We start from the raw sequence: 26333 nt of genomic DNA, 5'->3' as shown, positions 1-26333 counted from the left end.
TCCATGTTATTCTTTACCTTGACTACAGTTTATGTTCATCCTTGAAAGGGGTAGTCATCATGTTGTATCTTCCTCGTGAAGAAGGTCAGGGTCTCGTCGAATACGCCCTCATCCTCGTGTTGGTCGCCATCGTTGTGATCATCATCTTGGCGCTGTTGGGTCCGGCGATTGCTAACGTGTTCTCGAACATCGTTCGCGCCCTCTAATCCTTCGTATCCTGCACTTATGGCGACGCCCGCGAAAGCGGGCGTTGTCATTTCTCCCACCGGCCTCAACCTCCCCTCAAACTTCTGAAGAAATGACCTTTAGACACAAGCCCTCACCCCCTCTACATGAGTGGCTAAGGGCAACTGCGTAATGGAAGGGATCGGGTTACTTCCCGCTGCTAAAACCAAAGATGTACCCATGCAGCACACCCGCCACTGCGCCACCAATGAACTGTGCTGCCAGATAAATGCCAATCTGATTCATATCGCCGCTGATCAATCCAGGTCCGAGTGTCCGTGCCGGATTGAGCGAAGCGCCAGTAATCGCTCCGCCGAGGAGGATACACGCTGCCAATGTAAACCCGATGGCAACCCCTGCCGGGACGGGTCCGCGCCCGTAGATTGCCGTTTGGTAAACAGTGCTGGTGAGGAAGAAGGTTAATAATCCTTCGATGAGGAGAATTTGGAGCGTTGTGATATTGGCGGTGGGAACGGTTTGCCCAATCTGCTGAACACCGTTTACGCGGGCAATGTCAGGGATCGCTAGGGTGATTACAAATGCCCCCAAAATACCCCCGGCAAACTGCGCTGCCCAAAAAACAAGTGCCTTCAATCCGTTGATTTTCCCGCCGAGCAGCAGCCCAAAGGTGATCGCCGGATTGACCGCCGCGCCGGAAATACTGCCAAAAGTGGCGATGATGGCAATCAGGATCAGCCCATGTGCTAACGCCGCAACAACGAGGGCTGCATCGATCCCTCCTCTCGAAAAGACCGTCACTGCCCCCGCCCCAACAAAAATGAGCATAAATGTGCCAATGAACTCGGCAATGCCCTGACCGATCAGTGTATTTCTCACAATCAAAAACTCCCGTATTTATGTTAGCCCTCTGTCCATTGTCGATTATAGGGGTTATTCTTTTTGATCGTCCACCTCACATGGGTTACCCCCACTCTGCTCTTTACGAAATTTTGCATGGGGAGGGCGTCCCTCTATACTTTCCGATGCTATCCACAAACAAGGATTTGCCGTCGCATGGCTCGTCGTTTTTGGTTCGCCTGTCTCCTCCTCGTCTTCGTCTTGCCATCGTTTACCAGTGGGGCGCAAACGCCCCCGCCGGGGAAACCCTTCAGCCTACCTTTTACCACCCCGCCAGGGGTCACGACATGGCTGCTGAGCCAACCCTATGGAAACACGATTGGGGCGTTCAATTATGGGCGTTACTGGTACGCTGGCGGGCGCAACCTCCATTTTGGGATCGATTTCTGGACGCCTTGCGGAACACCCGTCGTCGCCATTGGCGATGGGGAGGTCGATCAGGTTGATAATTTCAGTTTTGGCTTAGACCCCCACAACCTGACGATTTTTCACCGTGATCTGGGAATCACTTCTGTCTATGGACATCTGAACGCCAAACCTGATCTCACTCGTGGGCAGGCAGTGCGCAAAGGGCAAGTGATCGCCTATTCCGGCGATCCTGACAGCACCTGTGTCTCTCGCCCACATCTCCACCTTGAGGTGCGCAGCGGAAATTATCAGATTGCCCATAATCCGGTGAACTATATTGAAGCAGATTGGGTGGCGCTCTCTAATTTGGGTTATCAGGGGTTTGGCGGGTTTACTCAAGATTTGCTCTTTCCCCGCCGCTGGCAAACCTTCCTTGATCAGCCCGATGTCGATTTCAACGAAACGCCGCTGAACGAATACCGCTACCCGAATCCGCCACTTACCCGTGTTGCCCCCTCACCATACACCCCGCCAGCCTTCAATGCCAAACCCTTCAGCGAAAGCCCTGCCATCTTTCGGCAAGTGACACAAGGGGGCTGCTGCGCCCATGCGCGGTGGACGGCGGATAGCTCCGCCATAACCTTCTACGATGGGGTGGACGGCCAACTGGCAAACCTGATCGCCGTCAATGTGACAGGGGACACCACACCACGCCCAATCAAGGACGGGCGCTACCGCCAAACCTCGCCCGATGGAACACTCGAACTTGTCTACATCACTGAACGGACAAGCATGATCCGCCTTGCCGATAAGCAAGAAACGCCGCTTGCCACAGGCGGGGCGATTCCAGCTTTTTCGCCATCGGGCAGCCGCTTGCTCTGGCAGCGTTTCCCCGCCGATAACATTCCCGGTGGGATTCCACCGCTCACCGAGGTGTGGATCAGCCGTTCTGATGGTGAAGGGCGCACCCTTTTACGCACGCAAAACGGCGGCAGCGTAGCCTGGTTAGACGATGAGCGCCTGTTGGTGATTGAGCCGATAGAGCGCACGAACCGGCGCACCTTGAACGTGTTCACCCTTGCCACCAAAAAGATGGAAGCGATCATCACCATCCGCGATTTACGCAGTGTGCAGATTGCCCCCGGTGGCGCTGTCTTGCTCTTTTATGCACCCTTCCAAGACGACGCCAACGCCAGCGGCGTGTATGGCATAGCCGCGCGAGGGGGGGCGCCAGCCGTGAAACTTCCCTTTATTGGGTCATACCGCTGGCGGGACAGCGAAACCGTCTTGTTTTTGCCCTATGAAGGGGAAAATCAGGGAGTCTTGATGGCATTCAGCGTCACGACGGGAATTGTTCGGGCGCTGACAAACCCCGCCGTGAAACGGATTCGTGTCTTGAATGATCAGTGGACGGTTTCTCCTGATGGGGGAAGGGTGGTCTATTGGAATGCCGACGATTCGGCGCTGTGGGTGATCACACTGCCGTAGTCTCCTGTATGAAAGTCTTTTAAGGTTTGTTCGAAGTGAATTGCCTGTGGTGTGTGGTGAGCTATGATGAGTGGCATAATTCGTCGCTAAGGAAGTCCATTAGGGAGTGAGCCACTCAAACCATTTTGGAAGGGCGCGTATTACACTTGGCAACCCGTCAATTAACCAGTTCGATTTATGAACTAGTGTTGATTGTAAAGTAGCCTCATAGTGACCAGTATCCCATAAAATAGCGACGAGGATTTTACCGATGTCCGAACAGATCGACACTGTGATCATAGGAGCAGGGCAATTTGGATTGGCAGTTAGCTACTGTCTGACACAGCACAAACATCCACATGTTATCCTCGAAAAAGATCGTATTGGGGAAGCATGGCGTAGCGGGAAGTGGGATTCATTCACGCTTGTCAGCCCCAATTGGACGTTGCAACTTCCTGGTTTTCCTTATCAAGGTGATGAGCCTGATGGCTATCTCACTCGTGAGGGAGTTCTACACTACCTTGAGGAGTATGCGAGTCTGTTTAACCCACCAGTGCGAACAGGTATCACCGTAACCAGTATCCATGATGATGCTGGTGAATTCATAATTGAAGCCGATGCAGCCACCTACCGAGCAGCAAATGTTGTGGTCGCCACAGGTGCTTTTCCCAAACCTCGTATTCCTGCCTATGCCTCACAGATTGCATCCCATATTCACCAAATCCATACTAGCCAATACCGCAATCCAACATCGCTGCCGGACGGCGCAATCCTGGTTGTGGGCAGCGGGCAGTCTGGCTGCCAGATTGCCGAGGAACTTTACAAAAGTGGGCGCACTGTCTATCTTTGCACCAGCAAAGTGGGAAGAATTCCACGCCGTTATCGTGGTAAAGACGCGTTCTGGTGGGTTAATGCTCTAGGAATGTTTGATCAGACAGTGAACACCCTCACTTCACCGTCTAAGCGCTTTGATCCTAATCCTCAGTTAACAGGGAAAGATGGGGGACGATCCCTGAATCTGCATCGATTTGCATCAGATGGTGTGACCCTCTTGGGTCACTTACAAGGGGCGGATGGAACAACATTAGCGATTGCCGGAGATTTAATGGAAAACCTTGCCGTCTCTGATAAAGCAGAAGCGCAGTTCAAGAAGGCAGTCGATACCTATATCGATCAGAACAATCTGCAAGCAGTGCAAGACCAATTTACCCCGGATTTGCTCACACGCTATGACTCCGAGGTAATTACTGAGCTAGATTTAGATAAGGTAGGCATCAGAACCATCCTATGGGCAGGTGGGTATCGCTGTGACTTTAGCTGGATCAAGTACCCTATTTTCGATGCCTTTGGTTATCCAATCCACCAGCGGGGAATTACAGAACACCCCGGATTATACTTCATTGGGCTGATGTGGCTGCATAAGTCCAAGTCGAACCTATTTTGGGGCGTGGCAGAAGATGCCGAGTACATTGCCGAGCATCTGGTCAAGCGTACTTCGTGACCCGCTGCTTGTAGTTCATCAAGAAGGTAACTACAGAAAGAGACAACCCTCACCCCCTTGCCCGCAGCATTTCGCCCCTTTTCCTGTGTACGGGGAAAGGGGACGGGGGATAGGGGTTCTTTTAGACATTCTCCTGACAAATGACTAAGGTACAAGTCGTACAGATTCTACAATGCGCTTGCGCCTTGCGCTGCCTTTCGGCATAGGCAGGGGCGCTGCATTCGGCTGTGTGCGGTTCTTGCGGGCTAAAGCTCCAAACGGTAAAAAACAAAAAGGGCGGTTCTGCACCGCCCCCATAATGGGGTATTTGGTTGTGACGTGGGGCGTAACCCGGTGGGACGCCCCGCGCAATAATAAAGGTTAGTGGTTTAGACGAACCGCTGTGAACCGGTGTTATCCCCGTCACGCAGCGCGGCAATCGCACCTAGAACGTCTTTTTTCAATTCGGCATTGTCTTCGGCGAGTTGATCGACCTTCGGACGAATGTTGTCGAGGTAGTAGGCAAGCGCCAGATTCCCGACCATCCCAAACATCGCAGTCGCTTTCAAAATGTCCGAGGCGATCTTGAGCGCCTTCGAAACACCCTTCAACACATCGGACGAAACACCGTGAATGTTCGCCATTTTCTCGCAGATACCATAGTCCATCGAGACATCAGCCATGACCGTAGTCCTCCTGTGGGAATTGTTCTAAATTGAGTGTGAATTCGCTGTGGTTTTAGGCGGTTAAAGCCTAGAACACCTGATCGAACATGTCGCTGACTTGCCCAACAATGCCGCTGACCATCTTATCCGCCTGGTTCATGATATTGAGCGCCTTGCCGAGGTTGCCCCCGAAGCCGGTGATGGCGGCGATCAATTCGATGATGTGGGGGATGACCTGCCCGATGATCACGCCGATGTAGGCACGGGCGCCCTGACCCTTCCACGCGCCACCCTGAATGGGTTGAACGCCGGTCTTGATCTGGGAAACCACGCGATCACATTGCTCGCCCTGACCCTTATAGGTGTTGATTTGTTCAACGATTTCGTTTGCAACGAAGGTAAATACCGACATGATTGCTTCTCCTTAGCTCCCTGTGATTGTCGCTTTCGCTGTGCTGTTAATTGAGGCGAACTTAGCTCTTGAAGCCTTGCTTGCCCTTCGTGTCTGCGGCACGGATGTCGGCGCTGGCTGCCTTAATATCCTTTGAAATCTCGCCCAGTTTCGCTGCCAATTTACGCAGACGGGGCCCAAGACGGCTGCGCAGGGCTTGGGCGAACATATCGCCACCATCACCGAGGAGCGCACCCTGCTCCATCGTGTTCGCCAACTGCTCCATTGCCTGAAGCGTTTCGTTAAGCTGCTGCTGCCCATTGGCAAACAACTTCACTGCCTCATCTGCCATCTCATAGTCGATTTGCACATCAACAGACATGATTGATTTCCTCCACTGATTCTGATTGCGTTTCTAGTGATATATCTAAGCGGTGTTAAGACCCTTAGGCGAACAACCCGCCCGATTCGTCTTCCGCCTGCTTGAGGGCGTCGGAAATACGCTTGCTGGCGCTTGCCGCATCTTCGAGGACGCGGACAAGTTTGTCCATCGCCTTCTTCACAATATCGTTGAATTCTGTCTGAAACTTATCGTTTCCTTCACCGACCCAGCCACCACCAGCGAGATCGCCCGCGATCTTGGACAATTGCTGGAAAAGCTGCTGCGTCTGACCAGATTCTTTGCTAAAGGTATCCGCCACCTTGCCCATCTGGTCGTAATCGCACTGGATTTTCCCTGCCATAGTGTTTTCTTCCTCCCGCTCATTTTGATGTTTGGTTGTCTTGTTGAGCGTTCAAGACATACGAACAGTTTACGGGAGGTTGGGGGGTGAGTCAACGAATCGCCTTTCGATTAATCAACCAGAAGGGCGTGATTTATACAATTTTTATGACCTTGCGATCCAACATTTAGGAAAGTCGCTGGCTTTGCCTCAAAAAGCCAGAAGCGCCAAACATCCATCCGTAAATTAAACACGTGAAGAACACATTGAAACTGTTTCTAAGAGAGAAAGTGACGAAGGTTAATTAAGGACTAGGATGTATGCGGTTGAACGTGTTTACTCTGTATTCATCGAAAGAGGACATTTGAGGGGGCTTCCCCCTCAAAAAATGGATTCCCCCTTCTCCCACCGGGAGGTAGGTAGGCAATGAGGGCAACTGCGTAACGTCTACCTCACTCAGTTCGATGAGAGATCGTTGCTTTTAGCGTTCCTTTGCGCTAGAACTATGGTCATGATTGACAGGAGTTTCTGTTTATGACCAACACAACATGGGAAAAGGCATCGGTTGCTATCCCTAAAAAGAGCGAAACAAACCTTCGTACCCTTGTTTCTGGCGTTGGGTTTGCGGCAATTTTGGCGGTGGTTGCCCTCATCCTTGTAGGGACGCTCCTCGGTGGGCGGTTTTTCATCACCGTGAACGAGGTGGTTGGCAATAACGAACTCGTCGGCAAAACGGTGAAAATCACTGGTGCTGTCCTCGGTGATACAATCCATTTTGACGCCGATACGCAAACGATCACCTTCACTGTCGCCCATATCACCGACAATGCTCAAGAATTAGAAAAACTTGGCGGGCTTGCCCAAGCACTCACCGTTGCCGTGAATGATCGTTCCGCCACGCGCCTTCAGGTGGTCGTCCGCAACCAACCCGTCCCCGACCTTCTCCAACATGAGGCACAGGCGATTATGACCGGTAAAATGGGGACGGATGGGCTGTTTTATGTGGACGAGCTTCAGCTAAAATGCCCTTCCAAATACCAGAGCGATGTTCCCAAACAGGCAGAAAAGCGGATTGGCTAGAACGCCGTTCACCCCCCACACGGAGTATGATTTTCCTTGCTATCTAAATCTACCCGCCTCCACTATTGGGGGCTGGTGCTTCTTTTGAGTTTTATTCCCCTCAAAGGAATAGCTGCCCAAGCCCCCACAACATTCGCCATTCGCGTTCAGGGGCAGATCACCAGCGGCACTGCCGGGGTGAGCATCCCCGCCGGACTGCCTGTGACGGTGCGTCTTGCCCGCCCTAGCGATTCCCGCTACCGCGCCGAATACGAGACAGCAACCCAAGCGGACGGCAATTACCGCCTTGAGGGTATCATCATCCAGCCCGGTGATGCCCTGTTCATCACCGTTGTTTTTGAGGGTGTCCCCCAAAGTAGTCCTCTAATCGAGCTAAACGGCGAACGAATCGAGTACACAATTCCCCTGACAGTCTACGCTGCTACCGATGATCCAAGTGTGATTACCTTACTGCGCTCTCGCTATGTCCTTGATCCGAAACCGGGCGGCGTTGTCCAATTCTTGGCAACATTCCTCTACCGCGCCAGCGGAGATCGTCTTTACCTGAGTAAAACGACGACGAAAACGGGGCAAGCAGTTTCCGTCATTGCCCCCCTTCCAATTGGGGCAGTGGGGGTCGCCTTTGACGAGGCGGGGCGCTTTTCTGTTGGGGGGGAATCTTTTGCCCCTATCGTCCAAGACACACGCCCGGTCATTCCCGGACAAGCCCACGAGGTGATCGTTTCCTATCAGCTTTCCTATGAAGTGGGGGCAATTGTCGATCAAGATCAACCGTACCAGACAGAGGATGTAACGATCTTGATCCCCAATGACGCAAAAATCACCCTCTCCACCGCCCCCGAACACCGTTCCTTCGCGACTGCCCCCAACACAACGCTGAATCCCAACCGTCCCTATACCGAATTCACCCTAGAGGGGGTGATTCCATCTGGCGGACGGCTAGTGTATACACTTTTGGCGGGAAATGTACCGCGCACACCGCTCAATGGGGCAAGCAGCCGCAGTGAACCAGGGGTGTTCGCCGTCATACTTCTGGTGGTGACCATCCTCATTGGGCTTGCCTTCATTGTCGCCTTGTTCCGGCTTACCTTCCAGCGTCGCCATCAGTAAGCAGGGGGGGCTTAGGCATTCCCTTCGGCAAGATGAGTTAAACGCTCCCATAAGCGGGGATGAATGGTTAGGATGCCGGATTCCTGTGCGGTTCGGTAGGTCGCCGCGGAACGCTCCCCGGGCAGCCGCCCCCGCAGGTGAGGATCGCGCATCGTGGCGTGGTGAATGTCCTCGGCAAGGGTGGCAATTGTAGCGGCAAAAGCTGTTGCCCCACTTCCTATATCCTCGCCATGCGCCCAAAACGCCTCGGCGTGAAGGGCGATAAACACATAACCGAGATCATATTCATCGCGAACGGCACGCCCTAGCCGTGCGCCAAGCAGCGCCCCACAAAGGACTTCCAACGCCAGAGCAAGGGCAAACCCTCGCCCTCCGGCAAAGGAGTCTACGCTATAGGCGGCGCTTGGCATGGTGGTCATCACCCCCGCCGCATCCATAAAGTAGTTTGGGGGAAGTTCACGCCCTTCGACATCAGCGAGAATCACCTCGCTCCAGACGGCGTTCGAGGTGGATAGATCAATCACCAAAGGCTCACCGTTGGGACGGGGAAAGGCAAGGCACAACGGATTTGCCCCTAAAACGGGGGTGATGCCCGCTGGCGGGGCAATGGCGAGTCCGCCCTGATTGGCAATAATCCCAATACACCCCGCCCGCGCTAGACGCTCACCATAGGGGGCAAGCCGTCCGTAGCGGCTTATGTTACGCACGCCGACAAAGGCTATTCCGTGTGTCTTTGCCTTTGTTATAGCACGATCAACACACATCCGCGCTGCCAATGGACCAATCTCTCGCTGTCCATCGAGCATCATCAATGCCTCATGTTCCCACAAGGGCAGCGGGGCGCCGAGGCGTTTTTGGAGGGCGGCGGGAAGAACAATCAGTTTTAGCAGCCCGTGTGTGCGAATCCCACTCAGTTCAGCGGAAAGGTAATCCTCTGCTACAAGGGTTGCTTCGGGGGGCATCAAACCATGCCTCACCCCAATGCGAATGGCAACCTGACGGGCATCCTCAATGGGGATTGTGATCGTGGTCATCTCTTTGACGATGCGCCTCCCTTACTAATTCCCTTCTCCTTCGTAAAGAGGACCCTCACCAGCGAGGAAATACACATCGTCGGGGGCAGTCCGTGCGACGACGAATTCTAATTCAACATCCCCATAGGATTCTGGCGCATGGACAACAAAAGCCGGGATGTAGACAAAATCCCCCGCCTTTGTATCTACTGTGTATTCGAGGTCTTTACCAAAACGAAGGAGGGCGCGTCCGGCAATGGTGTAAATTGCTGTATCAAAAGGGTGGTAATGGGCTTGCGCCTTTGAGCCAGAGGGGAGCTTTCCATACGCCATGCTGAGCGCGGTTGTTCCCGTTGTCTCACTGGTAATGCCCCATGTACGGGTAAACCCGTGTGTGTACTCGCGCTCGTGTTCGGAACTGCGCACCACGCGAACGCCCGTATGGGCACCATCCAACTTCATTACGCCGCTTTTGGGTGTGTTCTGTATCGTCATGTCAGGAATGCGTCCCTTTTCTCGAAGATTTTATGAGGATAGCAGGTTTCAGCCATTTTGAGAAGTGAGCGCCATTGGCTTGGCACAGGCAAGAAAAAACCCCGAAGGAATTCTTCAGGGTTTATCTGCTGGGGAGGCAGGATTCGAACCTGCGAATAATGGATCCAAAGTCCACTGCCTTGCCGCTTGGCCACTCCCCAATCTGCGCATCATTTTAGCATAGCTTCTGTGGGTTCGACAATGCCAGATTTCCGACTCGCGTTAAGTGCCGAATCAGCCTATACCTAGCGTGTCACGCAGTTGTGGGAGGGACATTATGAAACGCTTTGAGGGAAAAAAAGTCATCATTATTGGGGCATCAGGAGGATTGGGCGGTGCTTATGCGCGGGCGTTTGCAGCAGAGGGGGCGCGGCTAACGCTTGCCGCCCGAACGCCCACCACCCTTATTGATTTGGCAAAGGAAATAGGGGGCAGTGTCGCTACCGTTGATCTCACCAATGGCGAAGGTCTGAATAGCCTGCGCGATCAGGTTGTGAAAACAGAGGGGCAGATTGATGTTGTCGTCAACGCCACCGGATTCAGCCCTCGTAAGCGGCTTGAACTGCTGACCGATGAGGAAATCCAGCGCACGCTCAATACAAATCTTCTAGGGGCAATCCTTGTCACCCGCACCTTTGCGCCGGACATGCGCCGCGCTGGTGGGGGTGTCATCGCCCATATGGGCGGCTATGCCGATGGGCGCTTGGCATTCCCTTTCTTCAGCGCCGATGTTGCCACCCGTGCCGGCATCATGTCCTTCAGCGAGGCGGTCAACCGCGAGTATCGCGGAACGGGTGTCACCGTCTTGTTTTTCTCGCCAAGTCCGGCGGAAACCGAGGCAGAAAAGCCCTTCCATCCCATGTGGCGGAAATTGGGGCAACCTGTTGTTCCGGTAGAGAAGGTGGCGGCGGCGCTTTTGAACGCAGTGGCGAAAAAGAAAAAGATTCACATCATGGGCGGGCTTTTGCCGGTTGTGTTCTCTCGGCTGAACGACATCTACCCCCGCCTGACCGAAGTTGCCATGATCAACCGCTACCGAGGGATTTTGGCGCGGTTTTTGGATAAATAATGTGGGTTACATTGGTGGAGCAGGGATAGCCGCCCCACCAACACGTGTTCTGGGTTTAGGCGCTGCGCCGCAGGTGTGGATTCTCTAACCTCTCTTAGATGGCCGCTCCCCTAGCCCCTCACGTGAACGCGACTGTGCCAGATAATTCAATGTCAATATGCCACCCGTCTGCCATATCCTCTGAAAGCCAATTGCGCCCCATTCCGCTGCCCGTCGCAGATGTGCCTCTTAATCGGCTAATTCGGCTTTTGAGTTTTTCTACAGCCCGTTGTGCCGATGCGTTTTGTTGGACGGCATTGGGGAGTGAAAAAAAGGCGCTATCAATCAGCCTTATCACCGAATCCACATGAACGCTATCTCCCGAAAGGCTTTCACTAAACGGGCGATTTTTCTCATACCGATATTGTGAATGAACCCAAAGTGTTCCCATGATACCTCCTTCTTGCAACCGTAATCCGCTAACGTGTATCACCCCGACCCCAACGCCCGCCGCCGTGCCATGACATATCGTGCCAATTCAAAATCCAACTGGCGGTCATCGATCACCGTCAGAAGGGATTCCGCTAAGCGATCTGGTAAAGCGCGGCGGCGCGTCTGGGCAACGCGCTCTAAGAGGACAAAATAGCGCGTCAGGCGCGTGATCGCCGTATCCAACAGCTTTGTGGCGACAGGGTTCAGCGAACCATCCGCCGCCAATGTCCGCGCCTCGTCAAGATTATCAACAAGCGCATCCACCCGCTGGATGAGCGCCCCGGCAACCAACCCAAAGGCGGTGATCTCATTGTGCAAAAGGTCTTTCTGAGGGCGAAAGCGTGCTGCCAGCCGCAAAATTTCATAAGCCTGCTGGTCTGCTCCGGCATCCAGGGCGGCCTCCATTCCCACTTGCAATTGGGCAAGCTGTCCCTCGACGCGCTCTAGGTGTTCCATCAAATCAGTTTCATAGGCAGCGGCTTGTTCGGCGTGTTTGCATAGCACCTCGGCGCGGGCGTCAAAATTGCTAAGGGCAGGGGCGGGTGGCGCATCAACGATGGGGGTTAGGGCGGGCTTTTCAATGATCCGACGCAGTTTATCGAAGAGTCGATTCATAGTGATTGCAGCACTCTCGCTGATTGGGCTGCAATCAGCTTCTTACAAGAAATATGGGCTGAGTTGTTTTGCCCAGTGATCACCTCACGCTATCCCATTCGCGAGTATAGCATGATGAGCAGACCTGTCAACCATTCGCCTGCACCGGTTGAACACCATATGCCACGACTTTGCGATTGCTTCTCGCTGCCCTTATGGGGCGATGGTACGGTAGGTTGTCCTGCCAACAGCAACCACTGCCCACCCCAGACCATCCTCACCAGCATGACTCCTATTCTGGTACCCGCTTCTCAGTCAAAGGCGCTCCACCCTCATAAAGACCCCCGGACGCGGCTCAATCGTCACCGCCATGTGTTCGTGAACAGCTTCCCGTAGCAAGACAAACCGGTAGCGGCTTAGTAGCCGCGTAAGGATGACCTTTGCCTCCACTTGGGCGAAGGCTGCTCCAATGCAGTTTCGCGCCCCGCCGCCAAAGGGCAAAAAGCTGTAGGGCGCTCGTCCTCGTGACCGTTCAGGCAAAAAACGATCTGGATCAAAGCAAAGGGGATTCTCCCAATGATCGGGGTGACGGTGGGTGACATAAATAGAATAAGTCACGCGCACCCCCGCCGGAATAGTGTAGCCATTGAATTCCAAATCGCGGGCGGCAATGCGCGATCCCAAATGGGCAGGTGGGTAAAGGCGGAGCGTTTCATCAATGACATGCCCCACGAATTTCAACCTGCCGAGGCTCTCCATCGTTGGCGGGGCATCGCCCAAGACCGCCGCTACCTCTGCCCGCGCCCGCGCCTGAATATCAGGGTGTTTGCCGAGGAGGTAGAGTACCCAACTGAGCAAGCCGGTGCTGGTATCATGTCCGGCGATGATCATTGTCAACATTTGATCGCGGATATGGCCATCCGTGATTCCCGGTGTTGCCAACAGCAGCCCCAAAAGATCGTTCGGCTGTTCGGGGAGCAGCCGCCGTAGGGCGATTAAGCGGTAGAGGTAGTCATCCATCTGCCTCAGCGCTCCGGCATAGCCCGGACGGGGCAGCCGCCCGCTGATCACCCACAGCCCCGGCGAGATGAACTGCAATGTTTTCAGCAGCGCCCGCCACAATGCCCCAAGCTCTGCGGTGGCGTCCACTTGAAACATCGTCTCCATGAGGATGAGCATTGCCAGCCGCCGCATATCGGTGAGCATGTCAGCCGGTGTTTCCGGTGACCACCCAGCGGCGATCCGATCGGTGTGGTGTATCATCGTCTCAAGGTAACTGGTGAGCGCTGTCTTGTGCAGAGCAGGGTTCATCCGCGCCCGCATTGTGTCATGAATCTCACCATCCGCAACAAGTAATCCCTCCCGCAGCAGTACAGCAATAGGATCGCCGGGAGAGTTCCAGCGTAAATCCTCACGTGCCTCCACCAGAACCCAACGGCACGCCTCTGCCCCCGCCACCATTACCGGATTAAAACCGGGCAAGGTGATCCGGTAAACATTGCCGAGATCGCGGGCGAAAACAGCTAAGCCCGCAAGAGGTGACCGCGCCTCAAGAATAGCACGTAGGGCGCGGCGAGCGGTGTGTGGGTTGGGCGTTGGGATGGGGGGCATGAGCGCCTATCACCTTATGGATGTGTACAATTACACTGCATTGTACCTTTTGTATGAATGGAGCAAGCCAAGCGGAATGCGAATCGAAGTTTTGGGGGCAGGCGGGGCATGGGGCGTTCCGCGCCCGTTTTGCCCTTGCCCCATCTGTGTTGAAGCACGGCAAAAAGGCGCACCCTACACGCGTTATGGTCCTTCCCTATTCATTCACGATCTGAAGCTGTTGATCGACACCCCAGAAGAAATCGCTGTGCAGCTTAACCGCGCAGGCATCCTCCGCGTTGATTCTGTCTTTTACAGCCATTGGCATCCCGATCATACGGCGGGGTTTCGCGTGTGGGAGGGAAATTGGAACTCAAATCCTGAGTCGCTTTATGAATTTCCACCCGTCGTCAACCCAACAACCGTCTACCTTCCCGTCAATGTCGCAGCAACCTTCGAGGAATACCACGCCCTCAAAACAAAGTGCGATTACGCAGTGGCGGCAGGGGTGATCACGGTTGCCATCATCCCTACCCATGAGTCAGTGATCATTCAGGGTGTAAAAGTAACCCCGCTCCAACTCGCTGAGGAGATCGCCTGTGGTTTTCTTTTGGAATGGACAGACGAACGCCCCAAACGAGTGTTGATTCTGATCGATGAGGTGTTCGGGTGGTTGCCCCCGCCGGATTTAGGACATCTTGACCTCGTATTTATACCGGCAGGGGTCTTTGATCTCCACCCACTTACGGGCGAGCGCCGCATCCCGCTGAATCACCCGCTTTTGAAACGAGAAATAACACATGGGCAGGTTTTAGACCTATTACGCTGCCTTGATGCCGAACGTGTAGTGTTCGTTCACCTGAACGAGACAGACCGCCTTCACCTCACCGAGTATCAGGAGGTGGCACGGCGGATCAATGCGGCACGACAGGGGATCATACCGGAGGTTATGTTTGCCTACGACACCTTGATCCTCACCGTTTAGGCGCGTACAGGAATACCCTTCGCGGCAAGATATGCCTTGACCTCGGCAATGGTCAGATCGCGGTAGTGAAAGAGGCTGGCGGCAAGGGCGGCGTCTGCTTTTCCCTCGCTGAAGGCAGTGGCAAAATGATCTTTTGACCCGGCGCCCCCGCTGGCTATCACCGGAATGGAAACGGATTCGGCAATGGCGCGAGTGAGTGGGATGTTATACCCCTCTCGCGTCCCATCCCGATCCATACTCGTCAACAAAATCTCGCCCGCGCCCAATGCTTCAACCTGTTTTGCCCACTCAAGCGCATCCAGCCCTGTGGGGACACGCCCACCATTGATATAGACCTCCCAATGATCACCTGCCCATTTGGGGTCTATGGCAACAACGATACACTGGCTGCCGAAGTACCGCGCCCCCTCGGTGATCAAGGTTGGTGTGCGCACCGCGCTGGAATTCAACGAGACTTTATCTGCCCCGGCGAGGAGCGTTGCCCGAATATCCTCCACGCTGCGCAAGCCCCCCCCTACGCAAAACGGTATAAACACAGAATCGGCAACGCGCCGCACCACATCAAGAAGCGTCTCGCGCCCCTCGTGAGAGGCGGTAATATCGAGCAAAACAAGTTCATCTGCCCCTTCGCGGTCATAGGCTTGGGCGTGTTCAACAGGGTCGCCAGCATCCTGTAGATTGATGAAATTAACGCCTTTCACCACGCGCCCACCATTCACATCCAGACAAGGGATAATCCGTTTTGCCAGCATAAAGTCTCAGAGTCTCCACGCTCACTAGGGCGTAGATTGTACTGAGTCGTTGTTCATAATGCACCGCTGAATAATGAATTTCGGCTGTCAAAATGGCTAAGCTCGCTCATGATCCCGCCGCTAAAAGGCGTGTCCGGGAACTAGAGTGTGTTGACATTCTAACCCGCCATTCCGCCCGCACGCCCGTAGGGACGCGCCCTGCCCCCTTTCCCTGTGTACGGGGAAAGGGGGCAGGGGAGGTTAGGGGTTCTAACCCCAAACCGTCAACAGACCCTAGTTTACTATCCGTATTATCTTTACTATAAAGGGAGTCCCTTCTGGATCAACGGAAACAGTCTCCAAGCGCAGCCCTGTTGTGCCATCGCTGAGAGGGATGCGGGTGTTTGTGAGCGGATCATACAGCCCAATGACGAGACCATATTCCGCAGGGGCTGTCTTTGTCAGATCAAGCCGATAGAGGTCACGGGGCGTTCCGTCACTGGGTTTGTCGGCTTGGGCAGTGGGTGGCCGGCTTGGATCGGTCAGCAGATGGACAAAGGTTGTGACGCCAGCAGGAGGAGGAGTCTCCCAATAGAGGATCAGCGTTAGCGCACCTCCCGTGTTGGGAATCCCCGTCAGCCCATAGCCGTTCAAACGTGCACCATTGACCCAAGCGGCGCTTAGGCGTTTATCCGGCTCATCCCAAATCAGCGTCGGGGCGCGGTACTGCCGCACAAGGAAGGAGCGCCCCGCCCTGTCGTCGCTGATCAGAACACCTCGCCCCCGCAGCACCGCTTCTGCCTCGGCACTGCCCTCCCCACTAGGGATGAACCACACTCGCCCATGTTCCAAGCGTTCCCTGATCAAGCCTGGCATATCTGCTCCGGGTAGCGGAAAAGGAAGGGTATGAATATGGCGCACATAATAATCAAGGGCGGGGTCAAGAACACCCGTTGCCGGATCGAGGGAAACCATCAGCAGCGTTCCACCCGTATTGGCGTTCCTCAGCAGATAGTCTCGAAGTCCGTACCAATCTGGCGCTTTGTGATAATCCGGCGCGTGGTAGCCAACAATTCCCGCCAAAGATATGCCCACACAGAGGGCAATCACCCCTTGCCCAAGCAGGCGTGGGAGCGCCTCCGCTCCCAAAACAACAATCATCAACAGAGCAGGAAGTGAGCCAATGAGATAGCGAGCGTCAAAAACCGCCAAGCGTCCCGCCGCCACAATCAACAGAACGAGGGGAATACCAATTAGAGCGCTGCACAGCCCTAGCGTTCTCCTCTCTGCTGAGCGTCCTCCCCCCATCGTGATCGCCGCCGCTAGGCACAGCCCACCAATAAAAAGAGAGGCGAGGATGGCAAAGGGGCGCAGGGCGAGAGGGAGAGTCTCTCCCCAAAGCAAAATGCTGGCAAACTGGGCTAATTTCCCGCCCTCGGCGGGGGTGAGCGCCCCTTGATAGCCGCTCCCTGCCAAACGCACCGCTTGATAGAACAAGGGGAAACAGGCGATGCTCATCCCACCGACAACAACCACCCAAATTTGGAGGCGCTCCCGCTGCTGCACCAGAATGAATACCATATAGGCGAGGATCAAAAAGCCATGGAGGAAAAAGACATAGAGGGCGGCGGTGTTCACCACAGCAAAGGCGGCCCAATCCCAACGAGACGGATTTGGGCGGAAAAGGCGTACCATCGTCCATAGGGAAACCGCCGCCAACCCCGCCCAAATCGCGTAGTTGCGCACGTCTTGGCTGTGCCAAATGAGAAAGGGATTGATCGCCCACAAAAGGGCAGCAAAACGCCCAACCGAGAAAGGCTTGAGAGGCGGATGGTCTTTTTGCTGATAAATTACATTATCGGAAGCAGTTCGACGGTCACACCTTTGCCCTATGACATAGAGGGCGGGAATCCCAAGCAGGTTGAGCAAGGCGGGCAGAAGGCGCATGGCTATTTCGCTCTCGCCTACCAGTGCCTTCCATGCCCCAAACAAGAAAAACGTACCGAGGGGGTGCGGCTCGCGCCATGCCAAACCCGTTTTATCATTCAAGAGGAAGGTTGATGAGGACGCCCAATAACGAACGGCGAACGCCTCGTCTCCGCGCAACGGTTCGCGCCCAATACCATAAAAGCGCAAGACCGCCCCAATGAGGACAAGCGCCACAAGCCAAGCAAGGTGCTGTGATCTTACCCTCATTGCCTCTCCTTTTTAGTTACTGCCCGCGCTTAGCGGCGGTTATGCCAATAACGTTCTTCCCGCCACACATTGGCAGTGTTCGAGTACCCCGCCATCTCCCAAAAGCCTGGGCGATCTGTCGCCGTAAATTCCAGCCCCCGCAGCCACTTTCCGCCCTTCCAGAGGTAAAGATCTGTGTCTGTTTTTTGCGTTGCCACCGCTCCCATCAGCCCGCGCAAGGGGTAGCCATGTTCGGGGTCAAGCGGTTTGCCATCAAAATGGGTGGCAAGCAAAAAATTCTCGCTGAAGACAGCTTCTAGCGGGGTATTCGTCGTGTAGCCAAACTCGCAGTGTTGAATAACAAATTTTGCCTCTGGTTTCACCTTGATCAAGCCCGCCTCAACGAGCGTCTTGACATGGATGCCCTCCCACAGACAATCAAACTTGCTCCAACTGGTTACGCAGTGAATGTCGAGGGTCACTTGGTGGCGGGGGAGTTTGTTGAATTCTTCCCACGACCACGTTTTTTCTTGTTCCACCAAGCCAAAGATGCGGAATGTCCAGCGGGCAAGGGTTTCATACATGGGTACGCCGCCGTAATGTAGGACGGGGAACTTCTGTGTGAGGGATTGACCGGGGGGCAGCCGCCCTTGATTCTTGACCTGCTCTTCCTTTTCACGACGGAGTAGGAAACTCATGATGAGAACATCCTATACAAAACAAACTTCCTTGAAATTATAGCAAAGTTTGTTGTGGTGTATGGGCGACCCAGGGTGTTTCTCTCATAACAGACACACCCTGAATTGTCAGTCAGCATCAGGCAACAGGGGCTGCCTTTTTCCCCCGCTGGAAGAGCGATTGCACCGTATCAACCACCTTTGCTATCCATGCCACTGGCGTCAAGACAAAGCGCAGCACCGCCAGCGCCCACTGCGGATAGAGCTTGGGCATCAAAATCGTCACCGGCTTGTCGATTTTTAGGTCAAAGCGTATGGCTTCCGCCGCCATCAGCCCCGTTGTCACCGCATTTTCCATCGAGGCAAGATTCACATGGGAGATGCACCAATCCCCCGCCATGTAGAGGTTCGGGATTTTTGTGCGGGTGTGCGGGCGGTAAAGTTCCGACCCAACATCGTTTTTGAACAGAGGCGAATCGGCGTTCGTTTGTAAGACGGTGCGTACCACATTGCTTTTATCAAAGGGGAGATATGCCATAAGTTCGTTCAAGATTTCTTCCTCAATCAGCCCCTTGCTGAGCGGAAGCAGGGTTGTAATGTCTGAGGCAAGGCTCTGGAGGACGGTATTTCCGTCGTTTAGCCCCTCCCAAATTTGGGAGATGTCGATAAACGTCTGAGCATATTTTGAATGAATAAGGCTAATGTGGTGGCGCGGAATGCCGGGGATTTTCTTGTTTAGATAAACATTCAAGGACGCCTGCGGTCCTGATTTCAGATACTCCACTTCGAGTAGTTCGGGGTCGGTGCGGAACATGGCGTCGTTCACCAAGCGCGAAAACTGCTCTGGGGGAACGGTCATCAGTAAGCGCTCAACGGGGAGCGTCGTTTCTGTCCCCTCGTTATCCCGAATGGCGATGCTTTTGACGCTGTTTCCCTCAAAGTTGATCTGTGTCAGGGTCTTTTGAAGATGGATTGTCCCGCCAAGTTTGCGCACGGCGTCTTCGATGGGCTTGACCCAAAACTCTTGAAGGTTGCCCTTAGTACAACTCCACGCCGGGTTGGGGTAGCGCAGTTGCTGACGGTACACATCGCGCATCGTCAGCGCGGAGACTTCGTAGCTAGGGTCGGAGAGTGCCTTTAGAATGAGGTCTTGATACTGAAAGGCGAGATCATCTGTGTAGTACGTGCGGGAGTGCAAAAAGCCGTAGATGCTCTCATCACCGAGGTACGAATCCCCCCGACTGATCAGATCGAGGATCGAATAGAGCAGCAGCACGGAAGGCGTGAAAAAAGGCATGTATTGCGGGTTTTGTCGATCCCCCCGCCCCAAACGACGAAAGCCTACGGTACGGTCAAAGTTATCATAAATGCCCAGTTCATTGATTAAGCTCCAAACATTCAAGTACCAAGCCGGAAACACATGGTAGCCGTGATCTTCATAGCGTCCATCTTTTAAAATTGAACCAGCTTTCCCGCCGGTGCGGACGTCCGAGTCGTAAATGGTCACCGTACAACCACGTTGGAGCAGCCGCAGACCGGCAACCATTCCCGCTAACCCTGCCCCAATGATCGTGATATCTGGCATAAAAACTCCCTCTCATGGTGAATGGCTTAGCTCAACGAAGAAATAGTATATACTCTAGAGACGGTTTTGGTTCGATCTGCGTCACCTCCATTGATATACATCGATACAAAGTGAGCCGCCTTATGACGACTATAACGCCAACCTTGTTTATCAATACGCGCTATCGTTTAGGAGAGGAGATTGGTTCCGGCGGGATGGGGGTTGTCTACCGCGCCCAAGATCGCCTAACGGGAAGTATGGTGGCGCTTAAGCGACTTCTTCAACTCGATATGGGGTCGTCCTCCTTCGATTCGCAAAGCACGGATACCCAAACCCTGCGCTTAGCGCTGGCACGCGAATTTCAACTTTTGGCAACCCTTCAACACCCACACATCATCCGCGTCTTGGATTACGGCTTTGATGCTCAGGCACAGCCTTTCTTCACGATGGACTTGCTCACCGAGGCGCAGACGATTATCCACTACGGCACCGAGCGCCCTTTCGAGGTGAAACTGTGTCTGATTGGGGAACTTATTCTGGCGTTGATCTACCTGCACCGGCGGGGAATCATCCACCGTGATCTGAAGCCTACCAATGTCATGGTTGTGAGCAACAACGTGAAGGTGTTGGATTTCGGTCTTTCGATGGAGGCGGATCAGCCCACAGCCAAAGACAACGCCTCTGGAACACTGGCGTATATGGCGCCGGAAATGTTCCGTCAGGGAAATGTCGTCCCTGCCTCTGATCAGTATGCCGTTGGGGTGATCGCCTATCAACTGCTTGTCGGGCGGCATCCGTTCAATACGAACGACCTCTCGCACTTTCTCCATGACACTATGAATGTCATGCCAACGATGGATCATCCCGAACTGACGCCCCCTCTCCAACACATTTTGACAAAACTTTTAGCGAAACAACCTGACCAACGCTTTGCCGATCTCAATGAATCGCTAGAGGCGATCAATCAGATTACGGGGAAGCCGCTTGTCCAAGAAACCGTCGCTATTCGGGAGAGTTTTCTCCAAGCAGCACGCTTTGTTGGACGGCAAACCGAGATGGAGATTTTAGAAGCACGCCTCAAACAAACTGGGCAGGGGCTAGGTGGAGCGGTGCTGATTGGCGGCGAGAGCGGCATTGGTAAATCCCGTCTGATCGCTGAGATACGCACGTTGGCGTTGGTCAAGGGCTTGAACGTGGCACGGGGGCAAGCAGTTCAAGATGGAAGCTCTCCCTACCAAGTATGGCGGGATGTCCTGCGCTGGTTGGTGATTCTCACCGATATTTCTGATGAGGAAGCCTCAACGATCAAAATGCTCCTCCCCGATATTGGCGATTATCTAGAGCGCCCCGTAAGCGATCCGCCCCCGCTGGACGCGAAAGCCGCCCAAGAGCGGTTGGTAGGCGTGATCACCGCCCTTCTCAGCCGCCAACGCCGCCCTCTTTTAATCAAATTGGAAGACCTTCACTGGGCAGACGAAGCCAGCCTTGAACTATTGGGAAAAATTATCCCCGCCTTATCCCATCTGCCAGTCTTGGTCATCGGCACATACCGTGATGATGAAATGCCCGCCTTAGGGACGCGCTATCCCGACGTGGCAACGCTCACGCTCCAACGGTTGGCATCCCCGGAAATTGCCATGCTCAGCCAATCAATACTTGGTTCAGCGGGGAACAGCCCCAATCTCGTCAACCTTTTGAGGCAGGAAACAGAAGGAAATGCCTTCTTTGTGGTAGAGGTTGTCCGCGCCCTTGCCGAACATGCCGGAAGTTTGAACAAAATCAGCACCGCTGAATTGCCTATAACCGTCATCACCGGAGGCATACAACAGATTCTTCAGCGCCGCCTGACGTTCATCACCGAAGCCGATCTTGCCATCCTCCGTTTGGCGGCGGTCTTAGGGCGCGATCTTGATCTCGTCGTACTAGAACACGCTACTGCCAAGCAAGCAGACGAAGGGTGGCTGACGCGCTGTGCCGCTGCCGCTGTGTTGGAGCGCCAAGATAAACTATGGCGGTTCGTCCATGACAAACTGCGCTCGGCTGTTTTGGTTGACCTTCCAGAGGACATACGCCCCGGTCTACACCGCGTGATTGCGGGGGCGCTGGAAGAAACATACCCTGAAGGGAAGGCATTTTCGGCAGCGCTTGCCCATCACTGGAGTATGGCGGGCGAGGCGGTAAAGGAAGCCCATTACGCCATTGCCGCTGGCAATTATGCCCTCAGTTTGAATGCCTATCTGGATGCCCGTAAGCATTTGGCGCGGGCGTTGGAGGTTTTGGCAACCCTCCCCGATAGTGAAGCAGCCCGCCGTGAACGGATCGACGCCCTTCTGACGCTTGTACAGGCATCCATCGCCGCTGACCCTCCCGCCACCCAACTCACCCGTTTGGAGGAGGCAGAAACCCTTCTAAAAAGCCTTCCTGAAGGGGATCGTCGTCGTGAACTGACCATCGCCTATTGGCGCGGGCGGGCGTTCATGTATAAAAACGAACTTCTTCAAGCGTTGGGGCAGTTTCAACAAGTTTTGGCAGGGGCAAAGGAACTGAACGATCCAGAGATGATCGCTATCCCCTCCAACGCCATTGGGGTTGCCACCACCTTCCGAGGGCAGCACGCGAAGGGCAAACCGCTTCTGCAACAAGCGCGGATGCTCTTTGAAAAACTGGGGAATTGGCGGGAATGGGTTTCGGCAAGCTCGTTCTATGGTGTTGCCCTTGCCTCTATGGGCGAATTTGAAGAGGCGAAGCAAAGCGTTCAGGCGGCAATCCAACGGGCAATCCAAATGAATGATCACAGTTTGTTGGCATCATCGCACGGACCGGCCTGTTGGGTGTACTACCAAACGAACGATATTGACGAGATGGTCAACCAAAGCCAACATTCGGCGGCGGCGGCGGCGAAGATGGGCAACAAAGTCTTTGAATATATGGCGCTTGGCTATCAGGCAATTGCTCACAGCCAGCGTGGAAATCATAAAGACGCCCTGACCGTCGTTGCCCAACGCAGTGCCCTCAAAGCGGAGTTGGGGGGTGGACCGATCATCATGGATGATATTTTTGGGGCGCTCATCTCCGAGGTTTTGGCAAATGCGGGGGAGTTTGACCAAGCCGCAGGGCTTGCCACCGCGATTCTTCAAATTGCCGAAAAAATTGGTAACCCCACAAGCGAGGCAATTGCCCGCCGGACGTTGGGGCGTGTTTGCGCCCAACGTAGTGAATGGGCTGAGTCTGATACCCACATGAGCCGCGCCGTCGAACTGCTTGAGGGGAACATCTCCCCACCAGAATTGGCGCGGACGCGCACACTGTGGGGTGCGGCGCTTCACCAACGTGGCGACCTAAACGGGGCAAAGAGTCAGTGGACACACGCCGCAGAACTCTTTGAAAAGCATGGGCTAAAGGCAGAATTGGCAGCCGTGCAGCAGCGCTTGGCACGGATCATCTAAGCGGTTTGTGGGTGGTTTTGTCAGGGTGATCTAATGAATCAGCGGGGCGAGATGTTCCTGAGCATAGGCACAGTTTGCCCCCACCCTCAAATGAAAATCGGTGTCGGTGAAGTGATCGGCGGGGGCAGCATCCCACAAATCAGCATAGCGCCACCCCTGCTTTTCCGCCAGCGCCGTCATCGTCTCACGGTAGCTGTCATACGCCCAACGCGGGTAATAGGTGTTGTAGCGGGTGGGATGGTCGGGGTGGCGGTAGATCGGCTCGTTGACGAGGATCACCGGTACGCCCCGCGCCGCCGCCTCGTCAATCCCCGCTTGAATCACGCGCCACGCTAAATCCTCTGCGCTGAAACGCCCTGCCTCTTGAAGGGAAATGACATTCACTGAGAGGACATTTTCATCGGGGGGAAAACTCGTTGGGTGTGGGGGGACAACCTTCGAGATCGTGTGATCGATCCCCGTCCCCGCCCACGCCACCCCGTAAAGTTCGTAACGCAGCCAATCTGCCAGCGCCCGCCGCTGCCCGAAAAAGGTCTGATCCCATACCGAGGGGGGCGTAAGGGTTGCCCATTCCCCAAAATGGAAATCATAGTCGGCAATCAGCCGCGCCACCTCTGCATACTGCCCACGAATGATCGGAAAATCAAGTTGATCGCCTGGATAAAGCGAGGCAAGGGAGGTTGACCATAGGATCAAATCGGGCTGCTGGTTAAGCGCCCGCCGCAGAATCAGCAAATCCTTGACGACGGTGAGCGTTGGGTAGCCGAGGTTGTAAACGTGAATCATCCGTCCATCGGCGCTTTTCTGCTGAAGCGCCGTCAGGCACGCCGCCTGTGTTTCGGAGGGTTTCAAGAGGTAGCCCCACACAGAAGAATCACCGAGGTGCGCCACCCGAAATTCATCCGCCCCTTTTAGGCGGGCGATCTCGTGCGAGGCGATCATGTGATCAAGTGTCGTCAGCGTCAGATTGTAGGACTCCGCCGGAAATTCGCTGAAGGGCAGGCGTGCCCGCCCGGGTACATAGAGGTTATAGACCGTCAGACGATTTAACAGGCTCAAGGGCTGAACCAGAACATAAAGAAGATTAAAAAGGGCGAACAGAATCGCCACCTTCAGTCCCACCCGCAGCGCCCCCCAGAGTGGTTTAGCCATGAATCCCCACCAAGCCGCGCAATGTTTTTAAGATTAACGCCCCATCGGGAAGGGCAAAAAAGACCCACCCAACGACGACGAATTGGAAGGTCAGCGCCCACCCAGCAAAGGCGATCATCCCTTTCAGCAGCGGGCGTTCACTGACATAAGCAGTCCAGCCCCGCGTCCGATCCACAATCACCTTGTGCGCCCATAGCCCCACGCCATGCCACGCCCCCCACAAGACGAAATTGAGGGCGATTCCGTGCCACAAACCAATGACGATCATTGTGCTGACTTGAGCGATGAAGATCACCAGTAGTCGCGCCTTTACGCCGCCTTGTAAGAGGGTGCGGCTAAGCGGGGTGAAAAAGTAGAGGCGAAACCATGTAGAAAGCGTGATATGCCATGCATTCCAAAAGGCGGTAATCGTCGTCCTGAGGTACGGTGCAGCAAAGTTTTCCGGCAGGCGAACGCCCGCCCACAGACCAATTCCAATGGCAATATCAACATAGCCGGAGAAATCGAAGAAAAGGCGAAGGGCGTAGGCGTAAAGCATCACCCATAAAGCGAGTGTGTGTTCCGTCTGCGCGGCAAGCGTCGGATTCAAGGCGATCAGGGCTAAGGTATCCGCAAAAACAAATTTCTTCAGCAAGCCCACGGCGATCCGCCGCGCCCCTTCGGCAAGCTGATCGCGTTCCAATGGGGCATCCAACGCCTTTGTGAAGGATTCAATACGGGCAATCGGTCCCGCCGGAAGCGTTGGAAAGAATAAGACATAGGTCAAAAAATCACGTGGGGGGACGGCAGCCATGCGCCGCGCCCGAAAATCGAGCAAGACATGAAGCAGCCGGAAGGCGATGTAGGAAAAGCCGATCCACGCAATGAGGGCGGCGCTTTTACCGCTGCTGAGGGCGCTCAGCGCCCGCCACAAGGCAGGGAGTTTGAGGACAATGAAAATGGCGACAATCCCGACCATGAGCGCCAATGCCAAACGCATCTGCGCTGCTTCGTCCTCGGTGGGGGATGGGGTGGGGGTGATCGTCGTCCGTAGGGCGATCCACCACACCGCACCAATCAGCCCGATGCTGATCGCCGTGATCAGCGCTGCGGTGGGCGGGGCATCCGTTTGGAGGGCGTAGAGTGCGACAAGGCTCAGAAGGCAGAGCAAATCACGTCGCCGCGCCGCCCCTAGACCAACGGCAAGGCGGGTAGCCAACGCCGCGCCAGCCATCAGCACAAGCCCGCCAAGTGTCACGGGCGGCTGTCATCCGCCGTTTTCGGCGCCCATGCTTGAATAACGGCAATCACATGGGCGATCACGTCTTCTGTGCTGAGCGCATCGGTGAGGATGTGATGGGCGTCTTCCGCCGGACGGAGCGGCGCGACAGCGCGTTCCGAGTCCAGCTTATCCCGTCCGGCGATAGCATGTTTCGTGTCGTCAATGGTTGCTGTCCGCCCCTCTGTGGCAGAAGCAGACTGTACCGAAGTGGATTGTCGAAAGCGCCGCTGAGCACGGACATCGAGCGAGGCGTCAAGGTAAATCTTCAGATCAGCGTCGGGAAGGACAACCGTCCCAATATCGCGTCCTGCCATGATCACTTTTTCGTGGGCAGCGGCAATTATGCGGTAAGCAGCATCCAACGCCACACGGACAGCGGGAATCGCAGCGACAGTAGAGACGCGGGCTTCCACCCGTTTTTCACCGAGGGCGGCGGTGATATCCTCTCCATCACAGAAGATGCGGTACGGTGTCTGGGTATCCTCGAGAGCGGGTCTGATCTCCAAATGGAGGCGTTGGGCAAGCGCTGTGATCGCCGCCGCGCCGTCCTCAATGACACCCTCGCGGAGGGCGGCAAAGGTTACGGCACGGTAAAATGCCCCCGTATCCACAAACACGTATCCCAAGCGGCGGGCAACAGCGGATGCCACCGACGTTTTGCCCGCGCCGGCGGGTCCATCAAGCGCAATCGTGCGCGGTGCACTCATAGCAGACTCATTGCAGTG

At 54.9% G+C, this 26333-nt stretch carries 25 protein-coding genes and 1 tRNA gene; 8 read left to right on the top strand and 18 right to left on the bottom strand.

Annotation, left to right across the window (positions count from 1 at the left end; genetic code table 11):
- The first annotated feature begins 59 nt into the window (after nucleotides 1–59).
- Nucleotides 60–206, top strand: coding sequence for a pilus assembly protein (locus HS103_14655; protein MBE7514040.1), 147 nt, complete (start codon nucleotides 60–62; stop codon nucleotides 204–206).
- 166 nt (nucleotides 207–372) lie between these two features.
- Here the strand turns inward: HS103_14655 and HS103_14650 are convergent, their stop codons facing one another.
- Nucleotides 373–1062, bottom strand: a complete 690-nt coding sequence (locus tag HS103_14650) for an aquaporin (protein ID MBE7514039.1) — start codon at nucleotides 1060–1062, stop codon at nucleotides 373–375.
- 177 nt (nucleotides 1063–1239) lie between these two features.
- Between HS103_14650 and HS103_14645 the strand changes: the two genes are divergently transcribed.
- Together HS103_14645 and HS103_14640 are read left to right on the top strand one after the other, a co-directional pair.
- Nucleotides 1240–2919 carry a M23 family metallopeptidase gene (locus HS103_14645; protein MBE7514038.1) on the top strand — a complete coding sequence of 560 codons (1680 nt, stop codon included), beginning with the start codon at nucleotides 1240–1242 and terminating at the stop codon, nucleotides 2917–2919.
- A gap of 250 nt (nucleotides 2920–3169) precedes the next feature.
- Complete coding sequence (locus tag HS103_14640) at nucleotides 3170–4399, top strand: NAD(P)-binding domain-containing protein (protein MBE7514037.1); 1230 nt, start codon at nucleotides 3170–3172, stop codon at nucleotides 4397–4399.
- A gap of 368 nt (nucleotides 4400–4767) precedes the next feature.
- Here HS103_14640 and HS103_14635 read toward each other — a convergent pair whose 3' ends face one another.
- From HS103_14635 to HS103_14620, 4 genes are all read right to left on the bottom strand, one after another.
- A complete protein-coding gene (locus HS103_14635; GenBank protein MBE7514036.1) occupies nucleotides 4768–5061 on the bottom strand; it encodes a hypothetical protein in 294 nt (97 codons plus the stop codon).
- Nucleotides 5062–5131: 70 nt separating this feature from the next.
- Nucleotides 5132–5455 carry a WXG100 family type VII secretion target gene (locus HS103_14630; protein MBE7514035.1) on the bottom strand — a complete coding sequence of 108 codons (324 nt, stop codon included), beginning with the start codon at nucleotides 5453–5455 and terminating at the stop codon, nucleotides 5132–5134.
- A gap of 61 nt (nucleotides 5456–5516) precedes the next feature.
- The gene (locus HS103_14625) at nucleotides 5517–5816 is read right to left on the bottom strand and encodes a WXG100 family type VII secretion target (GenBank protein MBE7514034.1); all 300 of its coding nucleotides are present in this window, start codon (nucleotides 5814–5816) and stop codon (nucleotides 5517–5519) included.
- Nucleotides 5817–5880: 64 nt separating this feature from the next.
- Nucleotides 5881–6177, bottom strand: coding sequence for a WXG100 family type VII secretion target (locus HS103_14620; protein ID MBE7514033.1), 297 nt, complete (start codon nucleotides 6175–6177; stop codon nucleotides 5881–5883).
- Between the two features lie 513 nt (nucleotides 6178–6690).
- On the opposite strand from HS103_14620, the gene HS103_14615 reads away from it, so the two are divergent.
- Nucleotides 6691–7236, top strand: coding sequence for a cytochrome c maturation protein CcmE (locus tag HS103_14615; GenBank protein ID MBE7514032.1), 546 nt, complete (start codon nucleotides 6691–6693; stop codon nucleotides 7234–7236).
- Nucleotides 7237–7272: 36 nt separating this feature from the next.
- Nucleotides 7273–8346, top strand: a complete 1074-nt coding sequence (locus HS103_14610; GenBank protein MBE7514031.1) for a hypothetical protein — start codon at nucleotides 7273–7275, stop codon at nucleotides 8344–8346.
- Between the two features lie 11 nt (nucleotides 8347–8357).
- Here the strand turns inward: HS103_14610 and HS103_14605 are convergent, their stop codons facing one another.
- From HS103_14605 to HS103_14595, 3 genes are all read right to left on the bottom strand, one after another.
- Nucleotides 8358–9380: an Ldh family oxidoreductase gene (locus HS103_14605; GenBank protein ID MBE7514030.1), complete on the bottom strand. Its 1023-nt coding sequence runs from the start codon at nucleotides 9378–9380 to the stop codon at nucleotides 8358–8360.
- Nucleotides 9381–9404: 24 nt separating this feature from the next.
- A complete protein-coding gene (locus HS103_14600) occupies nucleotides 9405–9854 on the bottom strand; it encodes a cupin domain-containing protein (GenBank protein MBE7514029.1) in 450 nt (149 codons plus the stop codon).
- A gap of 128 nt (nucleotides 9855–9982) precedes the next feature.
- Nucleotides 9983–10054, bottom strand: a tRNA-Gln gene (locus HS103_14595).
- A 116-nt stretch (nucleotides 10055–10170) separates the two neighbouring features.
- On the opposite strand from HS103_14595, the gene HS103_14590 reads away from it, so the two are divergent.
- On the top strand, nucleotides 10171–10962 hold the full coding sequence (locus tag HS103_14590; protein ID MBE7514028.1) for an SDR family oxidoreductase: 792 nt from the start codon (nucleotides 10171–10173) through the stop codon (nucleotides 10960–10962).
- 118 nt (nucleotides 10963–11080) lie between these two features.
- On the opposite strand, the gene HS103_14585 is transcribed toward HS103_14590, so the two are convergent.
- The 3 genes from HS103_14585 to HS103_14575 form a co-directional block, all read right to left on the bottom strand.
- A complete protein-coding gene (locus tag HS103_14585) occupies nucleotides 11081–11392 on the bottom strand; it encodes a hypothetical protein (GenBank protein MBE7514027.1) in 312 nt (103 codons plus the stop codon).
- Nucleotides 11393–11430: 38 nt separating this feature from the next.
- Nucleotides 11431–12048 carry a hypothetical protein gene (locus HS103_14580; protein MBE7514026.1) on the bottom strand — a complete coding sequence of 206 codons (618 nt, stop codon included), beginning with the start codon at nucleotides 12046–12048 and terminating at the stop codon, nucleotides 11431–11433.
- 294 nt (nucleotides 12049–12342) lie between these two features.
- Nucleotides 12343–13638, bottom strand: a complete 1296-nt coding sequence (locus HS103_14575; GenBank protein ID MBE7514025.1) for a cytochrome P450 — start codon at nucleotides 13636–13638, stop codon at nucleotides 12343–12345.
- On the opposite strand from HS103_14575, the gene HS103_14570 reads away from it, so the two are divergent.
- A complete protein-coding gene (locus HS103_14570; GenBank protein ID MBE7514024.1) occupies nucleotides 13637–14602 on the top strand; it encodes an MBL fold metallo-hydrolase in 966 nt (321 codons plus the stop codon). The two genes, HS103_14575 and HS103_14570, sit on opposite strands and share 2 nt — an antisense overlap.
- Here HS103_14570 and hisF read toward each other — a convergent pair.
- The 4 genes from hisF to HS103_14550 all read right to left on the bottom strand — a co-directional run bounded on the left by hisF (nucleotide 14599) and on the right by HS103_14550 (nucleotide 19770).
- Entirely contained in the window at nucleotides 14599–15354 is a 756-nt protein-coding gene (gene hisF / locus HS103_14565) for an imidazole glycerol phosphate synthase subunit HisF (protein MBE7514023.1), read from the bottom strand. The genes HS103_14570 and hisF overlap by 4 nt on opposite strands.
- 273 nt (nucleotides 15355–15627) lie before the next feature.
- Nucleotides 15628–17529: a hypothetical protein gene (locus tag HS103_14560; GenBank protein MBE7514022.1), complete on the bottom strand. Its 1902-nt coding sequence runs from the start codon at nucleotides 17527–17529 to the stop codon at nucleotides 15628–15630.
- A 29-nt stretch (nucleotides 17530–17558) separates the two neighbouring features.
- Nucleotides 17559–18206: a molybdopterin-dependent oxidoreductase gene (locus HS103_14555; GenBank protein ID MBE7514021.1), complete on the bottom strand. Its 648-nt coding sequence runs from the start codon at nucleotides 18204–18206 to the stop codon at nucleotides 17559–17561.
- A 118-nt stretch (nucleotides 18207–18324) separates the two neighbouring features.
- Nucleotides 18325–19770: an FAD-dependent oxidoreductase gene (locus HS103_14550; protein ID MBE7514020.1), complete on the bottom strand. Its 1446-nt coding sequence runs from the start codon at nucleotides 19768–19770 to the stop codon at nucleotides 18325–18327.
- A 122-nt stretch (nucleotides 19771–19892) separates the two neighbouring features.
- On the opposite strand from HS103_14550, the gene HS103_14545 reads away from it, so the two are divergent.
- Nucleotides 19893–23195 (top strand): AAA family ATPase, encoded by a 3303-nt coding sequence (locus HS103_14545; protein ID MBE7514019.1) that lies wholly within the window; start codon nucleotides 19893–19895, stop codon nucleotides 23193–23195.
- A gap of 30 nt (nucleotides 23196–23225) precedes the next feature.
- On the opposite strand, the gene HS103_14540 is transcribed toward HS103_14545, so the two are convergent.
- From HS103_14540 to HS103_14530, 3 genes are read right to left on the bottom strand one after another with little or no spacing between them, the layout of a single operon-like run.
- Nucleotides 23226–24347, bottom strand: a complete 1122-nt coding sequence (locus HS103_14540) for a hypothetical protein (GenBank protein MBE7514018.1) — start codon at nucleotides 24345–24347, stop codon at nucleotides 23226–23228.
- The gene (locus HS103_14535) at nucleotides 24340–25584 is read right to left on the bottom strand and encodes an MBOAT family protein (protein ID MBE7514017.1); all 1245 of its coding nucleotides are present in this window, start codon (nucleotides 25582–25584) and stop codon (nucleotides 24340–24342) included. The genes HS103_14540 and HS103_14535 overlap by 8 nt, the downstream gene beginning before the upstream one ends.
- The gene (locus tag HS103_14530; protein MBE7514016.1) at nucleotides 25581–26315 is read right to left on the bottom strand and encodes a (d)CMP kinase; all 735 of its coding nucleotides are present in this window, start codon (nucleotides 26313–26315) and stop codon (nucleotides 25581–25583) included. Before HS103_14530 ends, HS103_14535 begins: the two co-directional genes overlap by 4 nt.
- Nucleotides 26316–26333 lie beyond the last annotated feature (18 nt).

Source organism: Anaerolineales bacterium (assembly GCA_015075625.1).
In the GTDB taxonomy this organism is placed as follows: Bacteria; Chloroflexota; Anaerolineae; order Aggregatilineales; family UBA2796; genus UBA2796.
This window is presented reverse-complemented; position numbering and strand designations above follow the sequence as displayed.